This window comes from Rhizobium lusitanum (assembly GCF_014189535.1).
GTDB lineage: Bacteria > Pseudomonadota > Alphaproteobacteria > Rhizobiales > Rhizobiaceae > Rhizobium > Rhizobium lusitanum_C.
The window spans coordinates 112,196-129,110 of the sequence record NZ_CP050304.1; the positions used below are offsets into that span (position 1 = coordinate 112,196).

Below are 16,915 nucleotides of genomic sequence, written 5' to 3' on the forward strand. Positions count from 1 at the left end.
TGCCAAAACCCAAAGCCCTGCCCTCCCCCGCCGATCCGGTGCTGCGCGGCTGAGATGAGGTTATTCAGGTATCGATAGTCAGCCATCTCTTGGCACCTTTCTTGCCATCTCAGGCTGGAATCGCTATATTTGGCAGTATCTCGATAGAGGAAAGCCGATGTCTGAAACACAACTCTCCGTCCGCAGCACAAAGGCGAGGGACCTGGCCCATGCGATGGCGCGCCGCACCGGTCAGCCAATCAATAAACTCGTCGAGCAAGCGCTCGAGCGCTACGATCTGGAGCTGCGCCAACAGTCTACCCGGACGCCGATCGATGTCCTATCGGACTTGATGGCCGAGGGCCGGCGTGCTGTACCAACCGGCACGACATCCGCGCATGACGATTTCTACGACGAATATGGTTTGCCACGATGATCGCTGTCGATACGTCGGTCATTCTGGCGATGGCCTTGGGAGAGCCGGAGGCCGAACGGTTCATATCGTTGGTGGGTCGGGAGGCACTTGCGATCGGCTGGCCGACCCTGCTCGAGGCTCGAATGGTGCTGACAGGAAGAGGGTTTTCAAACGCTTCGGACATAGTTGATCAGTTTGTCCGGCTGCCGAACGTAACCACGATTGCTTTCGATGAGAAGCATTATCGCGAAGCGGAACGAGCGTTCGATCGATTCGGTAAAGGTCGCCATCCAGCCACGCTTAATATGGGCGACTGCTTTTCCTACGCCGTTGCCGCGGTCGGCAAGGCCCCTCTCCTCTTCAAGGGGAACGACTTCGGGCGGACCGACGTGAAATGCCATCCCGCGTCGGCAACCCAATGACACGCAAAGCCATCACCCGACCCGGCCCTACCGATCCGGTGCAGCGTCGTGCCGAAGAACTCGATGCGCTCGACGCGATCCTTCCCTTCGATCGCCGCGACCAGCTGGCAACGCTGCTAACTGACGACGATGTCGCCACACTCAAGCATCTGGCAAAAGAGGGCATGGGCGACAACACGCTCAGGGCACTCGCTTCCGATCTCGGCTATCTCGAGGCCTGGTGCGGGCTTGCTACTGGTGCTCCCCTCCCCTGGCCGGCGCCCGAAAGCTTGGCTCTCAAATTCGTCGCCCATCATCTCTGGGATCCGGGCGAGCGAGCCGAGGATCCGAACCATGGCATGCCGGCCGACGTCGAGGCGGTATTGCGCGCCAAGGGGCTGCTCAGAGTCGATGGCCCGCATGCGCCAGACACTGTGCGCAGGCGCCTGACCTCCTGGTCGATCCTGACGCGCTGGCGTGGCCTGACCGGCGCGTTCTCGACGCCATCGCTGAAGACCGCGTTGCGGCTGGCCGTGCGCGCTGCGCCGCGGCAACGTCGCCGCAAGAGCAAAAAGGCAGTGACCGGCGACATCCTGGCGAAACTGCTGGCAACCTGCGCCGGTGATCGTCTGGTCGACCTGCGCGATCGCGCCTTGCTGCTGACGGCCTTTGCCTCCGGTGGGCGTCGGCGCTCCGAAATTGCCGCCCTGCGGATCGAGGATTTGGTTGACGAGGAACCAGTGCATGCAGACCCAAGAAACGCCGCCTCCCCTCTCCTGCCGTGTCTGACCATCAATCTCGGCCGGACGAAAACAACGACCGTCGAAGACAGGGCCAATGCCGTCCTGATCGGGCGCCCGGTCGATGCTCTGAAGCGATGGATTGAGGAGGCCAAGATCGACATGGGACCGGTGTTCCGGCGCATCGATCAATGGGGCAATATCGACAAGTGGGCGTTGACGCCGCAATCGGTCAATCTCGTGCTGAAGACGCGTTGCAAGCAGGCTGGTCTGGATCCAGAGGCGTTTTCGGCGCATGGATTGCGCTCTGGCTATCTCACCGAAGCGGCCAATCGCGGCATACCGCTGCAGGAGGCGATGCAGCAATCCCTGCATAAGTCGGTGACGCAGGCGGCAAGCTATTACAACAATGCCGAACGGAAGAATGGGCGCGCGGCGCGGCTGGTAATTTAGATCAGAAAGTTGGAGAGTAAGAGAACTTTTCGGGTACTCATGCTGCAGAGCGCGTGTCGGCGGCGTCCTGATTGTCTTTCGCCATGCTGCCGTACCACTTCCCGAATGCCGACCGCAGGGGCCGTCCAGGGTCAGGGTGCTGGTTTGCAAAAGGAGATGCGCGCGGGTCCGGCTCCATTGCATCTGCTGCTGTCTTTCCGCGCAGCGCCTACTGATGACGGCGTTGACATGGCGCCGACGAAGGCCGAGGTTATCCGCTCTCCGGATTGGTGCCGGCCCCCCCGCGGTTGATCAGGCGCGGCGACACAAGCTGGAATTCGCCGATCGCCATCGGGAATTTGTGCATGTCTGGGTTGGACCGACTTCAAAACTGAATAAAACTTGGGTGCAAGGTCATTGCCAAGACTTATCGCGGCTCAGATCATGCGGGATAGCACTGTGATGCCGCGCATCAGCACCCTTTGCGAGGCCGCTAATTTATCGACCGGAGGGATATCAGGCGAGGACCAGATGCAAATCATGCGAGAAAATCCTCGCGTATCCTTTGATGAGTCATCAGGAAACACGAGGACTTGCTCAGTGGAAGCATCTATTTGTCGCTGGCTTTGATCCAAGACTTATCGGTCGGCGGGGGCAACGGTCCTCCAGGTTTGCCGGTTTGGCCCCAAGCGGTCATCTTGGGGTAGCTCGGACCGATTATTTTTTTGTAGGCTTCGATAAAGCTCAAACCGCCGACACCCGGATCCGCAGATTCACAGGCGTAAACATAAACGCCCCCCGAATAGCCATTCGGAAAGATATGCAGATTGGTGTTAAGATCACGCGCCGTGAGATAAAAAGCGTTAGCCTTGCTCCCGATGACCGGCTGTCTCTCATCCCCCACGGCCAAGCCGTGGGCGACGATAAATAGATCCTCCGTAACGCCCAAGGTGGGAAGTGGCTTGTGAAATACCTTGTACCAGTCGCCGAACACGCCGCCATGCCTTTCAGCTGCGGTGCGGGCAATGTCTTCGACCATAGGATCGTCTGTGCAGGCTGCAATAATCATTGGTAGGCTCCTTTTAGTTTGGAGGGTTGATGTTTGGCAGGACCGGTTCAGCGAATGACGCGCAGGTAGTAGGGTTGGTTTTTCGGAGGGCTGAAACGGTCAAAAACCTGCGCGAGCTCGGATAGCATCTGCTTCGTCGAAAGGTTCAACGATGCAGAAAACAGACTTGAGGTGATCCCGAAATTATCCGGTTCCGCTCCATTGGTGATGGAAAGACACGTCAAGCGCATGTGGATCTGGATGGGTTCTGCTTGATCCACGATAAGGCAATTGAACGACGACGGCCTGCCGTAGGTGTTCAGATAGGATGTGATCGACGTCGTCAGATCGATCGGTGCCTGTTCGCTGTTGTAGGGACCTGAGCAAATCTCAGCAATTGTGGTCGCGAGGCTATCGAGCCGCAAAGTTTGGTTCAGCTTTTGCGATGCGCTGGCGCCTGCCACTAGGTTGGGTACCATTTGTACCGCGTCTTGCCAGGCCTTGGCGTCAAGGATATGCGCCGGGCCTTGCTCTAGTTTCAGGATCAAACCAGCGCAAATCCTCTCTGCGATGAGGGCGCTATCGGACCTGGGGCCGACTACTATAAAAAGACCCGACGCTGTTTTCGCGAAAGGGTTCATATTGGTCTCCTTTTGGAAGAAGGGTTGATATCGGCAGCCACCGCAATGGAGCATCGCTCTTCAAAGTGAAATACAGCGCTGCTCCGTACATTGGTGGAGCGACGAATGCCGCTCCACGCCTTCTGGGGTGGCAATTTCACTTCCCGTGCTAATGGTTATGGTTTCAAACCTGCGGCTTGATGTCCTTTTCGGGCGTTGAGCCGCCGTTGAAGAAGTTTTTGGCCTTTTTGAATTGCTCGGTCGAATTCTTGTTCACGAGGCTCTGGAAATTTTCGTGGTCGGGTCCGCCCGCGCGGATGCGACGCGTCTGAACAAGGTTAGTGACTTCCGTATAGGCCATGTCGACATCGACGTATTTCGTTGATGAGCACGACGATTTCAGCTCGAGGAAATACTGCTTGAATTCGATCTGCCGCAAGACGATAGCGCCATAGTCGTAGTATCCACCCGCACCATTATCGACGAGGTAGCTTTGATACGTGCAGGTCAGAGCCTTGTACTGCTGTGCCTTGCTGTTTGCGCTGAAGGTCAGATCGCCCATCTGTGTGAGGAAGGCGCCGAAGTCGGTCAACAACGATGCGCCGTCCGTGATGATCGCCTTGGCGATCAAGGAGAGAAACGTGCCGGAGACAGAGGCGCCAACAAATTTATTCGAATAGGTTTTGTTTTTCTGCCCTCCGACCGACAGGTCCGGGATCTCACTCACGACATCCGACCAGGTGTTTATGTCGAGTTTTTTGGAGTCGATATCCGGGTAATTGGTGTGCATGTAGTCGTGAATGAGCCCCCCATGGCCAGCAGGTTGTCCTGATTTTCGTTCATGATGTTGCTGAAAACCGGATTATCGGTTTTCTGCCCAATGAGGTGGAACTGCACTGTACCTTCGCTGTTGGCGATGGTGTCGTTGCTAGGCGGCTCAGCATTGGCCTGTGCCAGGATGAGAGGCTTGGCTGCGAAAAAAGTATGCGCGAGGTCGTAGCTCTTGTTCGAATTGCTCTGTTCATATTCCTGGATATTCACTGCGGATGCGTTCGACATGCTATCCTCCTGCTCTAAGATATGAGCGTTGCTCCGAGAGCCGCTAGGCCCGAGGCGGAAAGCTTATAGGTGCGCATAGACAATTCCGCTCTCATAAGATGTATAACAGCAGCGTTCGCGCCGTACCTTTGCGTCAGACAGGCTTTTCTTTGCGCAATACCATTTTGCGATAGCCTAGCGGCGAATGACCATGAATCGCCTTAAACGCGGTCGAGAAATTATTGCTATTCTCGTAGCCTAGTGATTCCGCGATAGTCGCGACGCTTTCGTACCCGGCATGCAAGCGTTTTGCCGCCTCGGCCATTCGGTATTGCCGTAACCAAGTCATAGGCCCACAACCAAAGATGGCCTCGAAGCGATCGACAAGCGTCGTCCGGTTGGTGCCAACCATTCGTGCCAGCTCACTCAAAGTGGTCTGCTGATTTACCCGTCGCACCAGGAGACCGCATGACTTTTGTACGAGGGGATCGTTTGTGAAATACAACCCAGCGGAGTTTCGATCAATTTGAGCGAGGCAACCGGCGAGCCTACTCACCACTTCTTGCTCGATCAGCGGCCACAGCAAATAATCGAAATAGCCATTCGCGAAAATGGCGGCCCGGTAGAGGCTGCTTTCGGAGACGAGAGCCAGTTGCACGAGCTGGGGAGACAGTTTCTCAAAGAGCTTGCGTTTGTCGTACTCGGGAGATCGACAATCGACGATAACGATCCCCGCCGCATGGCCTGGCCGCAAGGATCGGTGGTCGAGAACATCGACCTGCTTCAGCGAAACTGCCATTCGTGCTAAGGATCTGGCCGCCGCCGCATCCGAACCGAGATAGGCAGCCAGAATTGGAGTATGCACCGCAGGAACACCCTAAGTGACGCTGGTGCCGGGATTTCCAAAACTCGCCCCGACGTCTCATCGAGGTGGCATAATTGCAATCAACGAATCCATAAAGAAATGCTAAATCAATCTAAGATGAATAAATGAATACACTCCCTTCCCTACTGCCCCACGTTGAATGACGGTGCTAGCCATAGTTGCCCGATTTGGGTCGGAACAATATCTGCTCGAAATCTTGCGCCAAGAAGAACAATGCGAAAGCAACGTGGCGGCCGCTTCCAATTTTCGTGCGCGGACTGCTACCGAGGCATGGCTCCAGCCTGCGCGATTGCGATCCATACAGAAGCCAAAAGCTGTATTTCGGAGGGATCGCCCAGGGTAGCCAGAGCCTCACGCAATAGAGGCTGAGCAATTATCGCCTGGCCCGATCAGTTAGCCACTTGCTCGACGTCATTGAAGACCTCGAGAAATGGGGCGAACATTTTCCGCTCCCTACGCGACCCGATCGACACGTACACGCCGCAGGGCATGTTTTCGCTGCGGGTGCTCAGCGCCGTCCCCCAACTCGAACGAGCCCTGATCGCGGAACGCACCAAGTCCGGCATGCAGGCCGCCAAGGCACGCGGCAGGCTTGCTGGCAATCGCGGGCTTCGGGAACGCCGGCCGGAGACGGTGCGTGCGGTCTCGGCCGCCCGTGGCCGCGTCTATCTGGATGAACTAATCTCGTCGGCGCAGACATAGCTGCAACCGTACGGCAGCTACGCCCACAGCATAGTTTGGACGATGTCGTGCGGATCCTCAATCGAAAAGGCCACGACTGGACAGTCAACCGATTGCGCCGGGCGGTCCAGCGGATGGTGCGCGAAAAACTCGTAGAGCCGGAGTTGATCAAGCCCTCCCCTCGCCGCCTGCCCGAGGATCATCTGATGCGGTTGGTTGCCGGCATTGCCATTGCCGATCCTGATCTGTCGCTTCGCGATATTGCGGCCCAATTGGACCAGATGCGTGAGCGACCGCCACGGGGTGGCGGTAAATGGCAGCCGTCTTCTGTCAGGGCGCTATTGGATGAAGCGCGGCACTTCGGGCTCATTCGCTCTTGAGAGCCTAAACATGAGGCAGCGGAGTTGCGAAGGTTCATTTGCTGGGCCCCCGCATTTGTACGAGCAACTTGCGAGACGCATAATGTGTCGATATATCTCGATTCTATCGACATGAATTGACGATGTGTCGATGCCGACGACATATCCACCGACATGTCGCTTACGCGAGGATCGATCGACATGCCGTTTCAGCCGAACCGCCCTTACAACGACCTCCCATCCTTACCTCCGCGAGAGGACGTGGAGACGAAAGCCGTGCTGAAAGCCTGCATCGCGGCGCGCGCAGCGGTGGCGGAGCTGCGCGTCTCCGGCCAGCTCATTCCCAACCAGGCGGTCCTGATCAATTCTATTCCGCTACTCGAGGCGCAGGCGAGCTCCGAGATCGAGAACATCGTCACCACGACCGACAGGTTGTTCCGCTTTGCGAACGAGGTCAGCAGCCAGGCTGATCCGGCAACCAAGGAAGCGCTGCGATATCGTACCGCGCTCAGTGAAGGCTTTCAGACGCTCAAACAGCGTCCGGTATCGACCTCCACGGCAATCGCCGTATGCAGGACCATCAAGGGCATCGAGCTGGATATCCGCGCAACGCCGGGAACAGCGCTGATGAACGATGCGACCGGCGCCGTTATCTACACCCCGCCAGAGGGCCAAGCATTACTGCGGGACAAGCTGTCGAACTGGGAACGATACATTCACGAGGAAGAGGATATCGATCCTCTGATCCGGCTTGCCGTGATGCACTACCAATTCGAAGCCATCCATCCTTTCATCGACGGCAACGGCCGAACGGGACGAGTGCTGAACCTGCTCTACCTCGTCGACAAGGGCCTGCTGGATATCCCAGTCCTCTATCTCAGCCGTTACATCATCGGCAACAAGCGTGCATACTATGATCGCCTCCTCGCCGTGACAACAGACTCCGCTTGGGAGGACTGGGTCCTCTATATGCTTGAGGCAATCCGAGAGACCGCCGACTGGTCGACAGCGCGCATTCGTTCCATCCGGGATCTGCTCGATCAAACTGCAGAGCGGATCAGGCGAGATTTGCCGAAGATTTACTCCCGGGAACTGGCCGAGGTGATCTTCGTGAACCCCTATTGCCGTATCGGCGATCTGGTGGCCGCTGGCATTGCGAAACGGCAGGCCGCATCGGTTTATCTGAAATCCCTTGCGGAGTTGGGCCTGCTGCAGGAGATAAAAGCCGGACGGGAAAACCTCTATATCAATCCTGCCTTGCTCGCTCTTCTCAGCGATCGCCCACGATGAAGCGTGTTCGATGAACCGCTGGCATTTCCGAACCAAATCTAGCTTACGGTTCCATATAAAGGTCTAGAAAGAAGGCTAACTTGCCTGCCCGTCTGGGCGTCTATGCGCGCGGCAATGTCATTTGTATCGTTGAGAAGAGCAACGAAGGCAGGTTTAGACATGAGATGTTGATCTATAGGCCGGAAAGAGCGGCTGCCCTCGACCCAGACATCTCCCGAGCGCAACAGAGCAAGCGTTGCGATCTCATAGAGACGTCGATCTGGCTTTCCATTTTCGCAGATCAGCTCGCGCTCCGATTTCGCCAGATGGCCAACAGGAACGCGATCCGGCAACACGCGCCGCCCTTCCGCATAAAGTTGCCTCAGCGGCAAGCAATGGATCGTGCCGGCGCTGCGAGAGAACTTGAACGGCTGCAGGAACGCGCCGGCATATTTGCGGACGGTAGCATGTTGCTCGGCCGCCATCGCCAAAGGCGACACATCGTTACCGTATCGAACTCAGCGGCGAAAGCATGCACCAACAGTGCGCGATGACGTGTGCTGAAACCGCACCGACTTGACCTCAAACTCCATTCCCTCCAAAGATCAAATCGACCCTTAGGCAAGCGAAAGTGTCCGGCTTCATGTCGGAATAACCGTCCGGCATCACTGGAATACGCATCTGACGGCAGACCACCACTTTCCCCCCCGTTCGTGGGCGAGCGGATCAGCATCGCGCGTCGGTTTCAGAAGGCTTCATAAATGGCACATTACGAATTCCTCAACGCATCTGAGCGGCCTCGTATGCCTTCGGGTGAAGCTGGCGAGTAGCGGAAGTTCTGGCGTGACGGCGGCAGCGAGCTGGAAGCCAAAAACGCGATTCCGCTGTTGTGGTGGTGCCTGATCGGGGAAGCCGACATTGTCCGTGCTCGGATCCTCGACAATTTTGACATTGATGATCCGGATGGAGAGCGTGAGAATTTCAAGGTCGAATCCAGCTACTCCGAGGACACAACCTATCCTTACCTGGTGACGAGCCGCGAGCAGGCGCTCGTCCGGCTGAGCCGGCGGCGCGTACCCGTGCTGAGGGGTATCGGTGAGAAATACGCTCCCATCTATGATGGCTTTGTCGCGTTGATGGAGCGCGATTTTGGACCCTTCATCCTCGTCCGAACGGCTGGCCTTCCCGATCCTGAGGATGCAGAGTCGTGGCTAAGAGAAACCGCCGGCTCCATGGATCGCCTCGACAACGGTCCGGGGCCGATTTTCGAGACCATGGTGGCAGATTTCAAAACCTGGCAAAATGCCGACCCGATCTGGCTCCTTAGCGGCGCGGGCGCAGATGCCTGGCCAACACCTGCGCTTGCCTCGACATTCCCAAACGGTCGAAAGCCAGCGCGGGATGATGCGTCTGATGCCTCCTCCTCTGACGGCTATGCCTCAAGTAACCCCGCACGTTCCAGCATGCCGCCCAAGTTCGTGGTGGAATGGATCGGGCCTTTGTTTGTGGGCGGCTGCACCGTCATCGTTTATCTATGGACGCGATCCATCGCGCTAGGCGCACTCGCCTTCGCGGTGTCAGTGGCCTTGTTTGCTTTGCTGGTTACGAAGTTCAATCGCTAGCCCGGGAGCTTCCAGACCCGCGCAACATTGATCTTCCGGGCACGATAAAACCGGCATGTGGGGAGTATAAGACAATGAAACTAAACCATCGGCTCTTGATAGCCATCGGTATCGTGTTGCTCGCGGTGGGCGCATTTATGAGCTTTGGCGGGGGACCGCCCAAGGCCGACCCTACAATGGTTGCGCAGTGCCGAGAAAGGATGAAGGATCATGGGACAGAAATGCTTGACCGCTGCCAGGACGCGGCGTTCGCGACGGCGATGACGGCGACCGATGCCAACCAGGCCGCCGCCGCCATCAGCGCGAGCAACAACCACGAAATTGGCGGAAAGACGATCGGCATGTTTCTGCTGGGCATTGGCCTCGTCTTCACGCTGGTGGGCGCATTGGCGTGGCGAAAACAACTGCGGCAAACTGATGTTTGATCGGGTCGGGAACGGCGCCCCACGCGCGATGTCTGACGGGAGCGCGGGGCAGCCTAGCCAGGACGGACGGTCAGATTATTCATCGGCAAATCGCTTTGGCGCATGGACGAGGTCGCTTCGCCCCTGGCAGACCGTCCTGCTGATCTTCTTCGGGGTGATGCCGCTCGCCGCGATCATGCTGGCGATGTAGATAGGGCTTGCGTTCGCGCTCAACCGGGATCCTGCGCATCCGGTGTCGGCCGAGGCGGCGTTGAACCTGTTGCTCGTCGTGTTCGTGGCGGTGCCGGGTGTCTTCTTCATGCACCGCGCGCAGTATCGCTAGTTCTGGCATCTTGACCGGGCTCGCGCGACCGGCCGACTGAAGCTGAGCGACAGAGATCTGGAATAAGGATCGGAGCCCAGCGAGCCCGCGCCAAAGATCGCATGGTCAGGTTACCTGTGCTGCGCACCAGGCGAAAACGTAACAGCTGTTACTTTCATTGGTGGCGACTTAGAACGCTAGCAATGCGATGTAGTAGCTCAAGACGGGGCGTCGTTCATTTTGGCCAGGCGTTGAAAAAGTAACAGCTGTTACTATTGACCAGCCTCCCCCGACGCGCCGTAGAAACTGCCTGCCAGCCCGAACAATGACCGCTCGAGATTCAGCTTCCCCTCGACCGCACGATCAATCATGGCTCGGAAGTAGCCGGCAGGCCTGGATATCTGCTCTGGGTCACGGAGTGACTTTTCAAGTACTATCGCCAAGATAGCGCTGGCGCCATATAGGCCGACCTTGGCCCGACCATCGGCCCACCCCGCCTCGGAAAGACCGATCATCCGTCGCAGGGTTTCACCGGCGCGACCCAGCGAGGACCAGTTATCAAACCGCGTACTGATCATGACCTGCGCTTCCCGGCAGCCCACCTGCAGCAGCCCAATAGATACCGACCCCAAGATTTCACCCTGAATCGTATCCGGATCGCGCCCTTCCCGGGCACCCAAATTACTTTGCTTAGTTCCATCGTCTGCCGCAGGCTTTTTCTCAAAAGCCATTTCGGCAGCTTTGCTGCCGTTATGAAATTTATGTGCCCGCTCGTTAGAGCGGGTCCGTTGATCGTTACTTATATAAAGGGATTCTTGGGTTGTATAAGTATTAGGCGTGACGCTGATGTCACCCTCGCATGACAAATTATGTTCGAATCGATCGATCGTTGTCTCAACCACGATCTCAGCATGCAGTTCTCTCAACGCTTGCGCGCGAGGCTCCAAGTCCAGGCCCGAGGCCTGCACCTTAGCTACCCGGTCTCTCCAAGTTGCACTGTTCTCCGGAAATGCCTTGCTCAAGTCTTGGACGGCGCGTGCGAGACGAGAAATATCTCTTTTCGCCGCAAGTTCTCTGTTGAGCTTCACCTGGTATTGCTCGACGGCCGCCTTGATCTCCTCGGCACGAACACGGGACGGTGTAAAATCGATGCCGTAGCCAACAGAAATGTCACCTTGCTTGTCGCGATATACAAACCGGCGACCCGTCGCGCTGTCGCGATAGGCAGCGATGCCAACTTCGACCAGTCGTCGAATGCAGCGCATCACCGTTCGCTCGGATCGCATGGTATATTCGGCGAGCTTCGCATTCGAGATCGCGACGATCGGGCGTCCAGCGCCTTTCCAGTCATCTGCACGCGATAGTCCAAGGAGAATATCCATGACATGGTAAGCCGTACCGTCGATGCCCAGCACCGGTGCGGCGCGTTTCAACAACAGTGCGATCTCACTTTTTGTGACGTCGGGAACATCATTGGCCATCGCAAGCCTTGCGCTGGCAACGATGCCTGGTGTCACGCGTCTGAAGGACGCGACGGATGTAATATCGGTCATAGGTTTCCCGCTGCGGTCCTAGGAGCCACAGTTCCAAAGATTGTTTTGGGGAAGCCAAGCAGAAGCTGGACGCAAAAAATCGATCCCTGGGTTTACAGAGACTTGATTAAGCGTCACGACCGGCCTAGAATCAGATTGCTAGAACTGATGTTGGCGGTGCGAATTTCGTTCCGTTGGCTATTGAATTAAGGGTCTGTCGATTGGCGTCGATGGACCCTTTTTCGATTTCGTCATCATCTCATCATCGCTCTCCTCCACGCTGGGTCGATTGGAACTCTTCGACCAACTCTGGCAGTTTCTGAACAAGCCATGCCGAGAGCCCTGGAATTCGATCGTCTGGAACAGCAAATTTGGTCGCAGCGCCAGATCGCCTGGCAACGATGATGTGACCACCAGCGACCTCGATCTCCGTGATATCGGGCTCAGACTTGATCGGCCGGCCCAAGACATCCAGGACCAATCCAAATCGCTGGTCGCTGTCGCTGGTCTCCCATTCCGACGAACGAACGAGGCTCTCAACAGCCTTGCTCTGCTCGGGAGAAAGACGGCCATCCTTTATCAGCGAGCCGAGCTTTTCCCACTTCGGGCGACCGATTGCGGACGCAGGACCAATCAGACGGACAAGATCGACGGGCACCGATGCCGCGGCATTGGTGAGGATTGAGATATAGGCCATTTTCTGGCCGTCCTTCCGCCCGAGAGCTTCGGAAATCAGCTCCCTGGAATAACCCCGTGCCTTGAGCGCCAGTGCGAAAAGAGCTTGCTCGATAAAGGACAGGTTGAGGCGTTCTGAATTCTCGATCCCCTGCGATTTGACGAGTTCCTCGTCTGACAGTGCGCGAACGATCGCTTTGACCGGACGCTTGAGGATCTGGCAGGCTCGAAGCCGTCTATGGCCGTAGGCAGCCTGATAGTACCCGGGCTTGTCGGGGAGGGGGCGCACAAGGATCGGGAGTTTCTGACCGGCTTCCTTGATCCCCTCGACGAATGCCTGAAAGCTTCGGTCACCTTCAATGTCCAGGCGATCGTTGACGAATGACGGGATAACGCGCTCCGGGTCGAGCTCAACGATCACCTCCGATGAGAGGAGTTGGTCGTGAAGGCGCCTGTTTTCTTCTTCGATGGACACGAAAGCCCGATCCATCGACTTGACCGCCACCGATCCCACGCGCCGCTTGTCTGCGTCTGCAACAGAGGGCGCTGCAGATTTTGCAAGGTGGTCCGGGTTCACACCAGCGAAAAGGCTTTTCATTCGTTGGTTTCGTTCGCGAGGATTGGTCATTGTCTCCCCCAAACTTGTTTGATGTGGTCAAGAATTTCGCCGTTGACAGCATCGACGGACTCGAGCGCCCGATTCAATGTGTCGCGCCCGACGCTTCCACGCGACATCTCGTAGAGGCTCTTCTTTTTCAGGCCGGCGCTCGCGATCGCTGTTGTCTCCACAACAGCAGGCGCAAGCACATCATCCTTGAACAACGATCTGAGAAGAGTAACGACGTTGATTTGCGGACCGTCGTTCGGGTTATGTCTAGTCAACACGTAGCGGATGAAGTCATGACTGAGCACGCCGCCCCGCTCTTCGATGACATGCATCAGGTCGCTCATCATGGCGAGGAACTGGTTCATGCTCGCCACATCGATCATAGCAGGGTGGATCGTGATCAGTAGACTGGTGGCCGCGCAGAGGGCGCCTAGGGTCAAATAGCCAAGCTGCGGCGGGGCATCGATCAGAACCACGTCGTAGTTTTCTTCGACCTCACAAATGACTGAGCTTAGGCGCCTGAAGAAAATTCCGTCACCACGACCGTGTCCAGCGGCGATGGCTTGAGGCGTCTCATGTTCATACTCCATGAGTTCGAGATTTGCAGGGATCAGATCAATCCCATCGAAGTAGGTCTTTCGAATAACTTCGTGGATGGGTCGCCGCTGCTCGTCGTAACGGATGGCTGCATAAACGGTCTCGTTCTCGTCGACATCGAATTCAGGCTGATAGCCGAACATCGCGGAGAGGGAGGCCTGTGGGTCGAGATCGATTGCAAGGACCCTTAGTCCCTGAATTGCAAGGTAATGCGCTAAATGCACGGTGGTGGTCGTTTTGGCCGAACCGCCTTTGAAGTTTGCGACAGTGATGACCTGCAGTTTGTCACCCTTGCGACGGCGCGGCAGAAAATCCAGCGCTTCAGACGGACGGCGACGTGCTAGATGCTCGCGAATCTGATTAATCTGCGGAAGTGTATAAATCCGCCGCCCGTTGTCCTGCCGATCGGGGATGGCACTTTCACCATCCAGCGACATCTGCCGCAGTGTGGATTCAGCAATGCCGAGCAGGGAAGCAACATCGCGGGACGTGTAGGTCTTCAGTGTTTTCGCCGCCTCGGGTTCGTAAAGACGTTCACGAATCGATTGCAGTTGCGCAGAAAGCAATTGAGATTGCCTACTGATCTTGTCGGCTGATGATTCAGCTGCATCGTTCGTAGTGATTTTCGTCTTCATTTTACCTCACGACGGTTTTTAACCGATCGTCGCTTATTTTCCGTCGAGCAACAGTTACCCGATTCCCTTTCCTCGTCAAACTTTACTTGGTTAACAGATGGTTAAGGCGCGAGTGGCAGTTTTGCTCTTCAGGCCGATTTATCTATTGCAATCCGCTAGATAGGCTATGCCCTGGAAGTTGCGGCAGTTGGCGCGAAATGCAGATTTGCACGTCTTCCTTAACCTTTGGCGTCCATCGAACGCTCACATTCCAACGCATATCGCCGAGTTAGTAGAATCACCTCAGGTGCAAATCTGCACGTAGGCACACGCTGAGCGAGGTGATTTCTGTCCGCATGACCTGTTTACGCGGAGATCATGATGCAAATACTGACCGTCTCGCCTGACCAATACGAACGTTTTCGAAACCCCCTGAAACAGATGCACCGTCTTCGCGCTGCAGTGTTCGGCGACCGTCTCGAATGGGACGTGTCTATCGCGGCAGGCGAAGAGCGTGACCAATATGATGACTGCAAGCCGACCTACCTCTTGGCGATCACCAAGAGCGGACTGGTCGCCGGTTGCGTCCGTCTTCTTCCGGCTTGCGGGCCGACGATGCTCGCACAGACTTTTCCTCAACTGCTTAAATCCGGCTCGCTCTCGGTACACCCCGGAATGGTCGAGAGCTCGCGCTTCTGCGTCGACACCTCCCTTGTCTCGGGGAGGGAGGGAGGTCAACTGCATCTCGCGACGCTTACCCTATTCGCTGGCATTATCGAATGGTCGATCGCGAACGGCTACAGTGAAATCGTAACGGCGACCGATCTCCGTTTTGAGCGCATTCTGAAGCGGGCCGGATGGCCAATGCGCCGGCTCGGCGAAGCTTCCGCGATCGGCAACACCATCGCTGTTGCCGGAAGCCTGCCGGCAGATCGCCTCAGCTTCGAACGGGTTTGCCCTCACGACTATCACTCGATCCACCAGCTCGGCGGGGCACGGATCAGGAGCGTCGCGTGACCCAGCTGCGCTCCCATCCCCGTCTCGTCCGCAAACTCCAGGATGCCCTGGGCGATCAGCTCTGCGTCGCTCTCGACGACGCAACAGTCGTCGAAATCATGCTTAACCCGGATGGGAAGCTCTTCATCGAGCGCCTTGGCCATGGAGTCATGGCGGCCGGCGCACTGACGTCGTCCGCCGCAGAAGTAATTATTGGCAGCGTCGCTCACGCTCTGCGCTCGGAAGCAGACCCCGAGCAGCCAATCATTTCCGGCGAGCTGCCGATCGGCGGACATCGTTTCGAGGGCCTCCTGCCGCCTGTCGTCTCGGGACCGACATTTACGATCCGGCGACGCGCCTCGCGCCTTATCCCATTCGATGAGTATGTGCGATCGAAGGTGATGACCGAAGCGCAGGCTTCGGTGCTGCGCAGCGCCATCGCCTCTCGAATGAACATCGTGATTTCCGGCGGAACGGGATCCGGCAAGACAACGCTTGCCAACGCAGTCATCGCCGAAATCATCGCGAGCGCACCGGACGATCGTATCGTCATTCTCGAGGACACAGCAGAAATCCAATGCGCCGCAGAGAATGCGGTATCGCTCCATACCAGTGACACCATCGACATGGCCCGACTGCTCAAAAGCACGATGCGACTGCGGCCTGACCGCATTATCGTCGGTGAGGTCCGCGACGGTGCGGCGCTGACGCTGCTTAAGGCATGGAACACCGGTCATCCGGGCGGGGTCACGACCATTCATTCCAATACGGCGATGTCGGCGCTTCGCAGGCTGGAGCAACTGACGGCGGAAGCCAGCCACCAGCCCATGCAGGAGGTGATCGGCGAAGCCGTGGATCTGGTGGTTTCCATAGAGCGAACAGGGAAGGGGAGGCGGGTCCGCGAGATCATCAACGTCGAAGGCTACGCCAATGCCCGCTACCGCACCGAACATTACGCACAAATTGATGAGGACAGCCATGTCGCGTGACTATCAACGTTTCCTGGCCGGCGGCGCGCTGGTCTTGCTTTTCTCCAACACGCTAGTCGCTCCGGCACTTGCCTCATCGGGTGGCGGGGGTCTCCCGTGGGAATCTCCGCTCCAGCAGATTCAGCAGTCGATAACCGGTCCGGTCGCCGGCTTTATTGCACTCGCAGCCGTTGCCATCGCCGGCGCCATGCTGATCTTCGGCGGCGAGCTCAACGATTTTGCCAGAAGGCTTTGCTATGTCGCGCTTGTCGGCGGCGTTCTTCTCGGTGCGACCCAGATCGTGGCGCTGTTCGGCGCAACAGGCGCTTCGATCGGCGAGAACACCGCACAACCTGCTCCAGGCACTGCTGAACAAATGACGTTGCGCGGGCCGAAAGGGGAGGGCGCTCATGGTTGATCCCAGCTCCAATCTCGCCCGCTCACGGGTGCATCGGGCGCTGTCACGGCCTAGCCTCCTGATGGGCGCCGACCGCGAGTTGGTGCTCCTCACAGCGCTCGCGGCTGTGATCCTCATCTTCGTGGTTCTGACCTGGTATGCCGCACTGTTCGGCGCCGCCATCTGGCTGGTCGCGGTCGCAGCCCTTCGCATGATGGCGAAAGCCGATCCGCTTATGCGCCGTGTCTATATCAGGCACATTTCCTATCGGACCTACTACAGGCCGACCTCCACACCGTGGCGACGGTATTGA

At 57.3% G+C, this 16,915-nt stretch carries 19 protein-coding genes and 3 pseudogenes; 11 read left to right on the top strand and 11 right to left on the bottom strand.

All coding sequences use genetic code 11. The annotated features are described in order from the left end of the window. Positions 1–157: 157 nt before the first annotated feature. Genes HB780_RS00625 through HB780_RS00635 form a run of 3 tightly spaced genes read left to right on the top strand, consistent with a single transcriptional unit; the run spans position 158 to position 1,988 of the window. On the top strand, positions 158–415 hold the full coding sequence (locus HB780_RS00625; protein WP_183686310.1) for a type II toxin-antitoxin system VapB family antitoxin: 258 nt from the start codon (positions 158–160) through the stop codon (positions 413–415). After that, positions 412–816, top strand: coding sequence for a type II toxin-antitoxin system VapC family toxin (locus HB780_RS00630; protein ID WP_183686311.1), 405 nt, complete (start codon positions 412–414; stop codon positions 814–816). Before HB780_RS00625 ends, HB780_RS00630 begins: the two co-directional genes overlap by 4 nt. Next, complete coding sequence (locus HB780_RS00635; RefSeq protein WP_183686313.1) at positions 813–1,988, top strand: site-specific integrase; 1,176 nt, start codon at positions 813–815, stop codon at positions 1,986–1,988. Before HB780_RS00630 ends, HB780_RS00635 begins: the two co-directional genes overlap by 4 nt. A gap of 37 nt (positions 1,989–2,025) precedes the next feature. On the opposite strand, the pseudogene HB780_RS32715 reads toward HB780_RS00635, so the two are convergent. From HB780_RS32715 to HB780_RS00655, 6 genes and pseudogenes are all read right to left on the bottom strand, one after another. Further along, positions 2,026–2,269, bottom strand: a pseudogene (locus tag HB780_RS32715) (ISKra4 family transposase); the annotation flags it as partial. Positions 2,270–2,577: 308 nt separating this feature from the next. Next, positions 2,578–3,036 carry a hypothetical protein gene (locus HB780_RS00640; protein WP_183686315.1) on the bottom strand — a complete coding sequence of 153 codons (459 nt, stop codon included), beginning with the start codon at positions 3,034–3,036 and terminating at the stop codon, positions 2,578–2,580. Positions 3,037–3,083: 47 nt separating this feature from the next. Further along, positions 3,084–3,656 carry a glutamate acetyltransferase gene (locus tag HB780_RS00645; protein ID WP_183686317.1) on the bottom strand — a complete coding sequence of 191 codons (573 nt, stop codon included), beginning with the start codon at positions 3,654–3,656 and terminating at the stop codon, positions 3,084–3,086. A gap of 163 nt (positions 3,657–3,819) precedes the next feature. After that, positions 3,820–4,362 (bottom strand): hypothetical protein, encoded by a 543-nt coding sequence (locus HB780_RS32720; RefSeq protein WP_286202830.1) that lies wholly within the window; start codon positions 4,360–4,362, stop codon positions 3,820–3,822. Positions 4,363–4,379: 17 nt separating this feature from the next. Next, positions 4,380–4,694: a hypothetical protein gene (locus HB780_RS32725; RefSeq protein WP_286202831.1), complete on the bottom strand. Its 315-nt coding sequence runs from the start codon at positions 4,692–4,694 to the stop codon at positions 4,380–4,382. A 133-nt stretch (positions 4,695–4,827) separates the two neighbouring features. Beyond that, positions 4,828–5,538, bottom strand: coding sequence for a helix-turn-helix domain-containing protein (locus HB780_RS00655; protein ID WP_183686319.1), 711 nt, complete (start codon positions 5,536–5,538; stop codon positions 4,828–4,830). 398 nt (positions 5,539–5,936) lie between these two features. Between HB780_RS00655 and HB780_RS00660 the strand changes: the two are divergent. Both HB780_RS00660 and fic read left to right on the top strand, forming a co-directional pair. Then, positions 5,937–6,620 (top strand): annotated as a pseudogene (locus HB780_RS00660) (recombinase family protein); the annotation flags it as partial. A gap of 180 nt (positions 6,621–6,800) precedes the next feature. After that, a complete protein-coding gene (gene fic / locus HB780_RS00665; protein ID WP_183686321.1) occupies positions 6,801–7,889 on the top strand; it encodes a protein adenylyltransferase Fic in 1,089 nt (362 codons plus the stop codon). A gap of 134 nt (positions 7,890–8,023) precedes the next feature. On the opposite strand, the pseudogene HB780_RS00670 reads toward fic, so the two are convergent. Then, a pseudogene (locus HB780_RS00670) lies at positions 8,024–8,374 on the bottom strand (Tn3 family transposase); the annotation flags it as partial. 381 nt (positions 8,375–8,755) lie between these two features. Here HB780_RS00670 and HB780_RS00675 point away from each other — a divergent pair. Both HB780_RS00675 and HB780_RS00680 read left to right on the top strand, forming a co-directional pair. Further along, positions 8,756–9,490, top strand: a complete 735-nt coding sequence (locus HB780_RS00675; protein WP_183686323.1) for a hypothetical protein — start codon at positions 8,756–8,758, stop codon at positions 9,488–9,490. 74 nt (positions 9,491–9,564) lie between these two features. Beyond that, complete coding sequence (locus HB780_RS00680; RefSeq protein WP_183686325.1) at positions 9,565–9,915, top strand: hypothetical protein; 351 nt, start codon at positions 9,565–9,567, stop codon at positions 9,913–9,915. Positions 9,916–9,990: 75 nt separating this feature from the next. Here the strand turns inward: HB780_RS00680 and HB780_RS00685 are convergent, their stop codons facing one another. The 4 genes from HB780_RS00685 to repA all read right to left on the bottom strand — a co-directional run bounded on the left by HB780_RS00685 (position 9,991) and on the right by repA (position 14,262). Further along, positions 9,991–10,215 (bottom strand): hypothetical protein, encoded by a 225-nt coding sequence (locus HB780_RS00685; RefSeq protein WP_183686327.1) that lies wholly within the window; start codon positions 10,213–10,215, stop codon positions 9,991–9,993. Between the two features lie 273 nt (positions 10,216–10,488). Continuing rightward, complete coding sequence (repC, locus tag HB780_RS00690) at positions 10,489–11,769, bottom strand: plasmid replication protein RepC (RefSeq protein ID WP_183686329.1); 1,281 nt, start codon at positions 11,767–11,769, stop codon at positions 10,489–10,491. A gap of 241 nt (positions 11,770–12,010) precedes the next feature. After that, positions 12,011–13,021, bottom strand: a complete 1,011-nt coding sequence (gene repB, locus HB780_RS00695; protein ID WP_286202833.1) for a plasmid partitioning protein RepB — start codon at positions 13,019–13,021, stop codon at positions 12,011–12,013. Positions 13,022–13,047: 26 nt separating this feature from the next. Continuing rightward, positions 13,048–14,262, bottom strand: coding sequence for a plasmid partitioning protein RepA (gene repA, locus HB780_RS00700; protein ID WP_183686333.1), 1,215 nt, complete (start codon positions 14,260–14,262; stop codon positions 13,048–13,050). Positions 14,263–14,622: 360 nt separating this feature from the next. On the opposite strand from repA, the gene HB780_RS00705 reads away from it, so the two are divergent. The 4 genes from HB780_RS00705 to HB780_RS00720 are packed head-to-tail and all read left to right on the top strand — an operon-like array spanning position 14,623 to position 16,915. Further along, entirely contained in the window at positions 14,623–15,258 is a 636-nt protein-coding gene (locus HB780_RS00705) for an acyl-homoserine-lactone synthase (RefSeq protein ID WP_183686411.1), read from the top strand. Continuing rightward, entirely contained in the window at positions 15,255–16,226 is a 972-nt protein-coding gene (gene trbB / locus HB780_RS00710) for a P-type conjugative transfer ATPase TrbB (protein WP_183686335.1), read from the top strand. Before HB780_RS00705 ends, trbB begins: the two co-directional genes overlap by 4 nt. Further along, positions 16,216–16,623, top strand: a complete 408-nt coding sequence (gene trbC / locus HB780_RS00715; protein WP_183686337.1) for a conjugal transfer pilin TrbC — start codon at positions 16,216–16,218, stop codon at positions 16,621–16,623. The genes trbB and trbC overlap by 11 nt, the downstream gene beginning before the upstream one ends. After that, positions 16,616–16,915: a conjugal transfer protein TrbD gene (locus tag HB780_RS00720; RefSeq protein ID WP_183686339.1), complete on the top strand. Its 300-nt coding sequence runs from the start codon at positions 16,616–16,618 to the stop codon at positions 16,913–16,915. Before trbC ends, HB780_RS00720 begins: the two co-directional genes overlap by 8 nt.

Coding starts and splice junctions, on each gene's coding strand:
- HB780_RS00625 (WP_183686310.1), top strand. CDS start 158: ATGTCTGAAACACAACTCTCCGTCCGCAGCACAAAGGCGAGGGACCTG.
- HB780_RS00630 (WP_183686311.1), top strand. CDS start 412: ATGATCGCTGTCGATACGTCGGTCATTCTGGCGATGGCCTTGGGAGAG.
- HB780_RS00635 (WP_183686313.1), top strand. CDS start 813: ATGACACGCAAAGCCATCACCCGACCCGGCCCTACCGATCCGGTGCAG.
- HB780_RS00640 (WP_183686315.1), bottom strand. CDS start 3,036: ATGATTATTGCAGCCTGCACAGACGATCCTATGGTCGAAGACATTGCC.
- HB780_RS00645 (WP_183686317.1), bottom strand. CDS start 3,656: ATGAACCCTTTCGCGAAAACAGCGTCGGGTCTTTTTATAGTAGTCGGC.
- HB780_RS32725 (WP_286202831.1), bottom strand. CDS start 4,694: ATGTCGAACGCATCCGCAGTGAATATCCAGGAATATGAACAGAGCAAT.
- fic (WP_183686321.1), top strand. CDS start 6,801: ATGCCGTTTCAGCCGAACCGCCCTTACAACGACCTCCCATCCTTACCT.
- HB780_RS00680 (WP_183686325.1), top strand. CDS start 9,565: ATGAAACTAAACCATCGGCTCTTGATAGCCATCGGTATCGTGTTGCTC.
- HB780_RS00685 (WP_183686327.1), bottom strand. CDS start 10,215: ATGAAGAAGACACCCGGCACCGCCACGAACACGACGAGCAACAGGTTC.
- repC (WP_183686329.1), bottom strand. CDS start 11,769: ATGACCGATATTACATCCGTCGCGTCCTTCAGACGCGTGACACCAGGC.
- repB (WP_286202833.1), bottom strand. CDS start 13,021: ATGAAAAGCCTTTTCGCTGGTGTGAACCCGGACCACCTTGCAAAATCT.
- repA (WP_183686333.1), bottom strand. CDS start 14,262: ATGAAGACGAAAATCACTACGAACGATGCAGCTGAATCATCAGCCGAC.
- HB780_RS00705 (WP_183686411.1), top strand. CDS start 14,623: ATGCAAATACTGACCGTCTCGCCTGACCAATACGAACGTTTTCGAAAC.
- trbC (WP_183686337.1), top strand. CDS start 16,216: ATGTCGCGTGACTATCAACGTTTCCTGGCCGGCGGCGCGCTGGTCTTG.
- HB780_RS00720 (WP_183686339.1), top strand. CDS start 16,616: ATGGTTGATCCCAGCTCCAATCTCGCCCGCTCACGGGTGCATCGGGCG.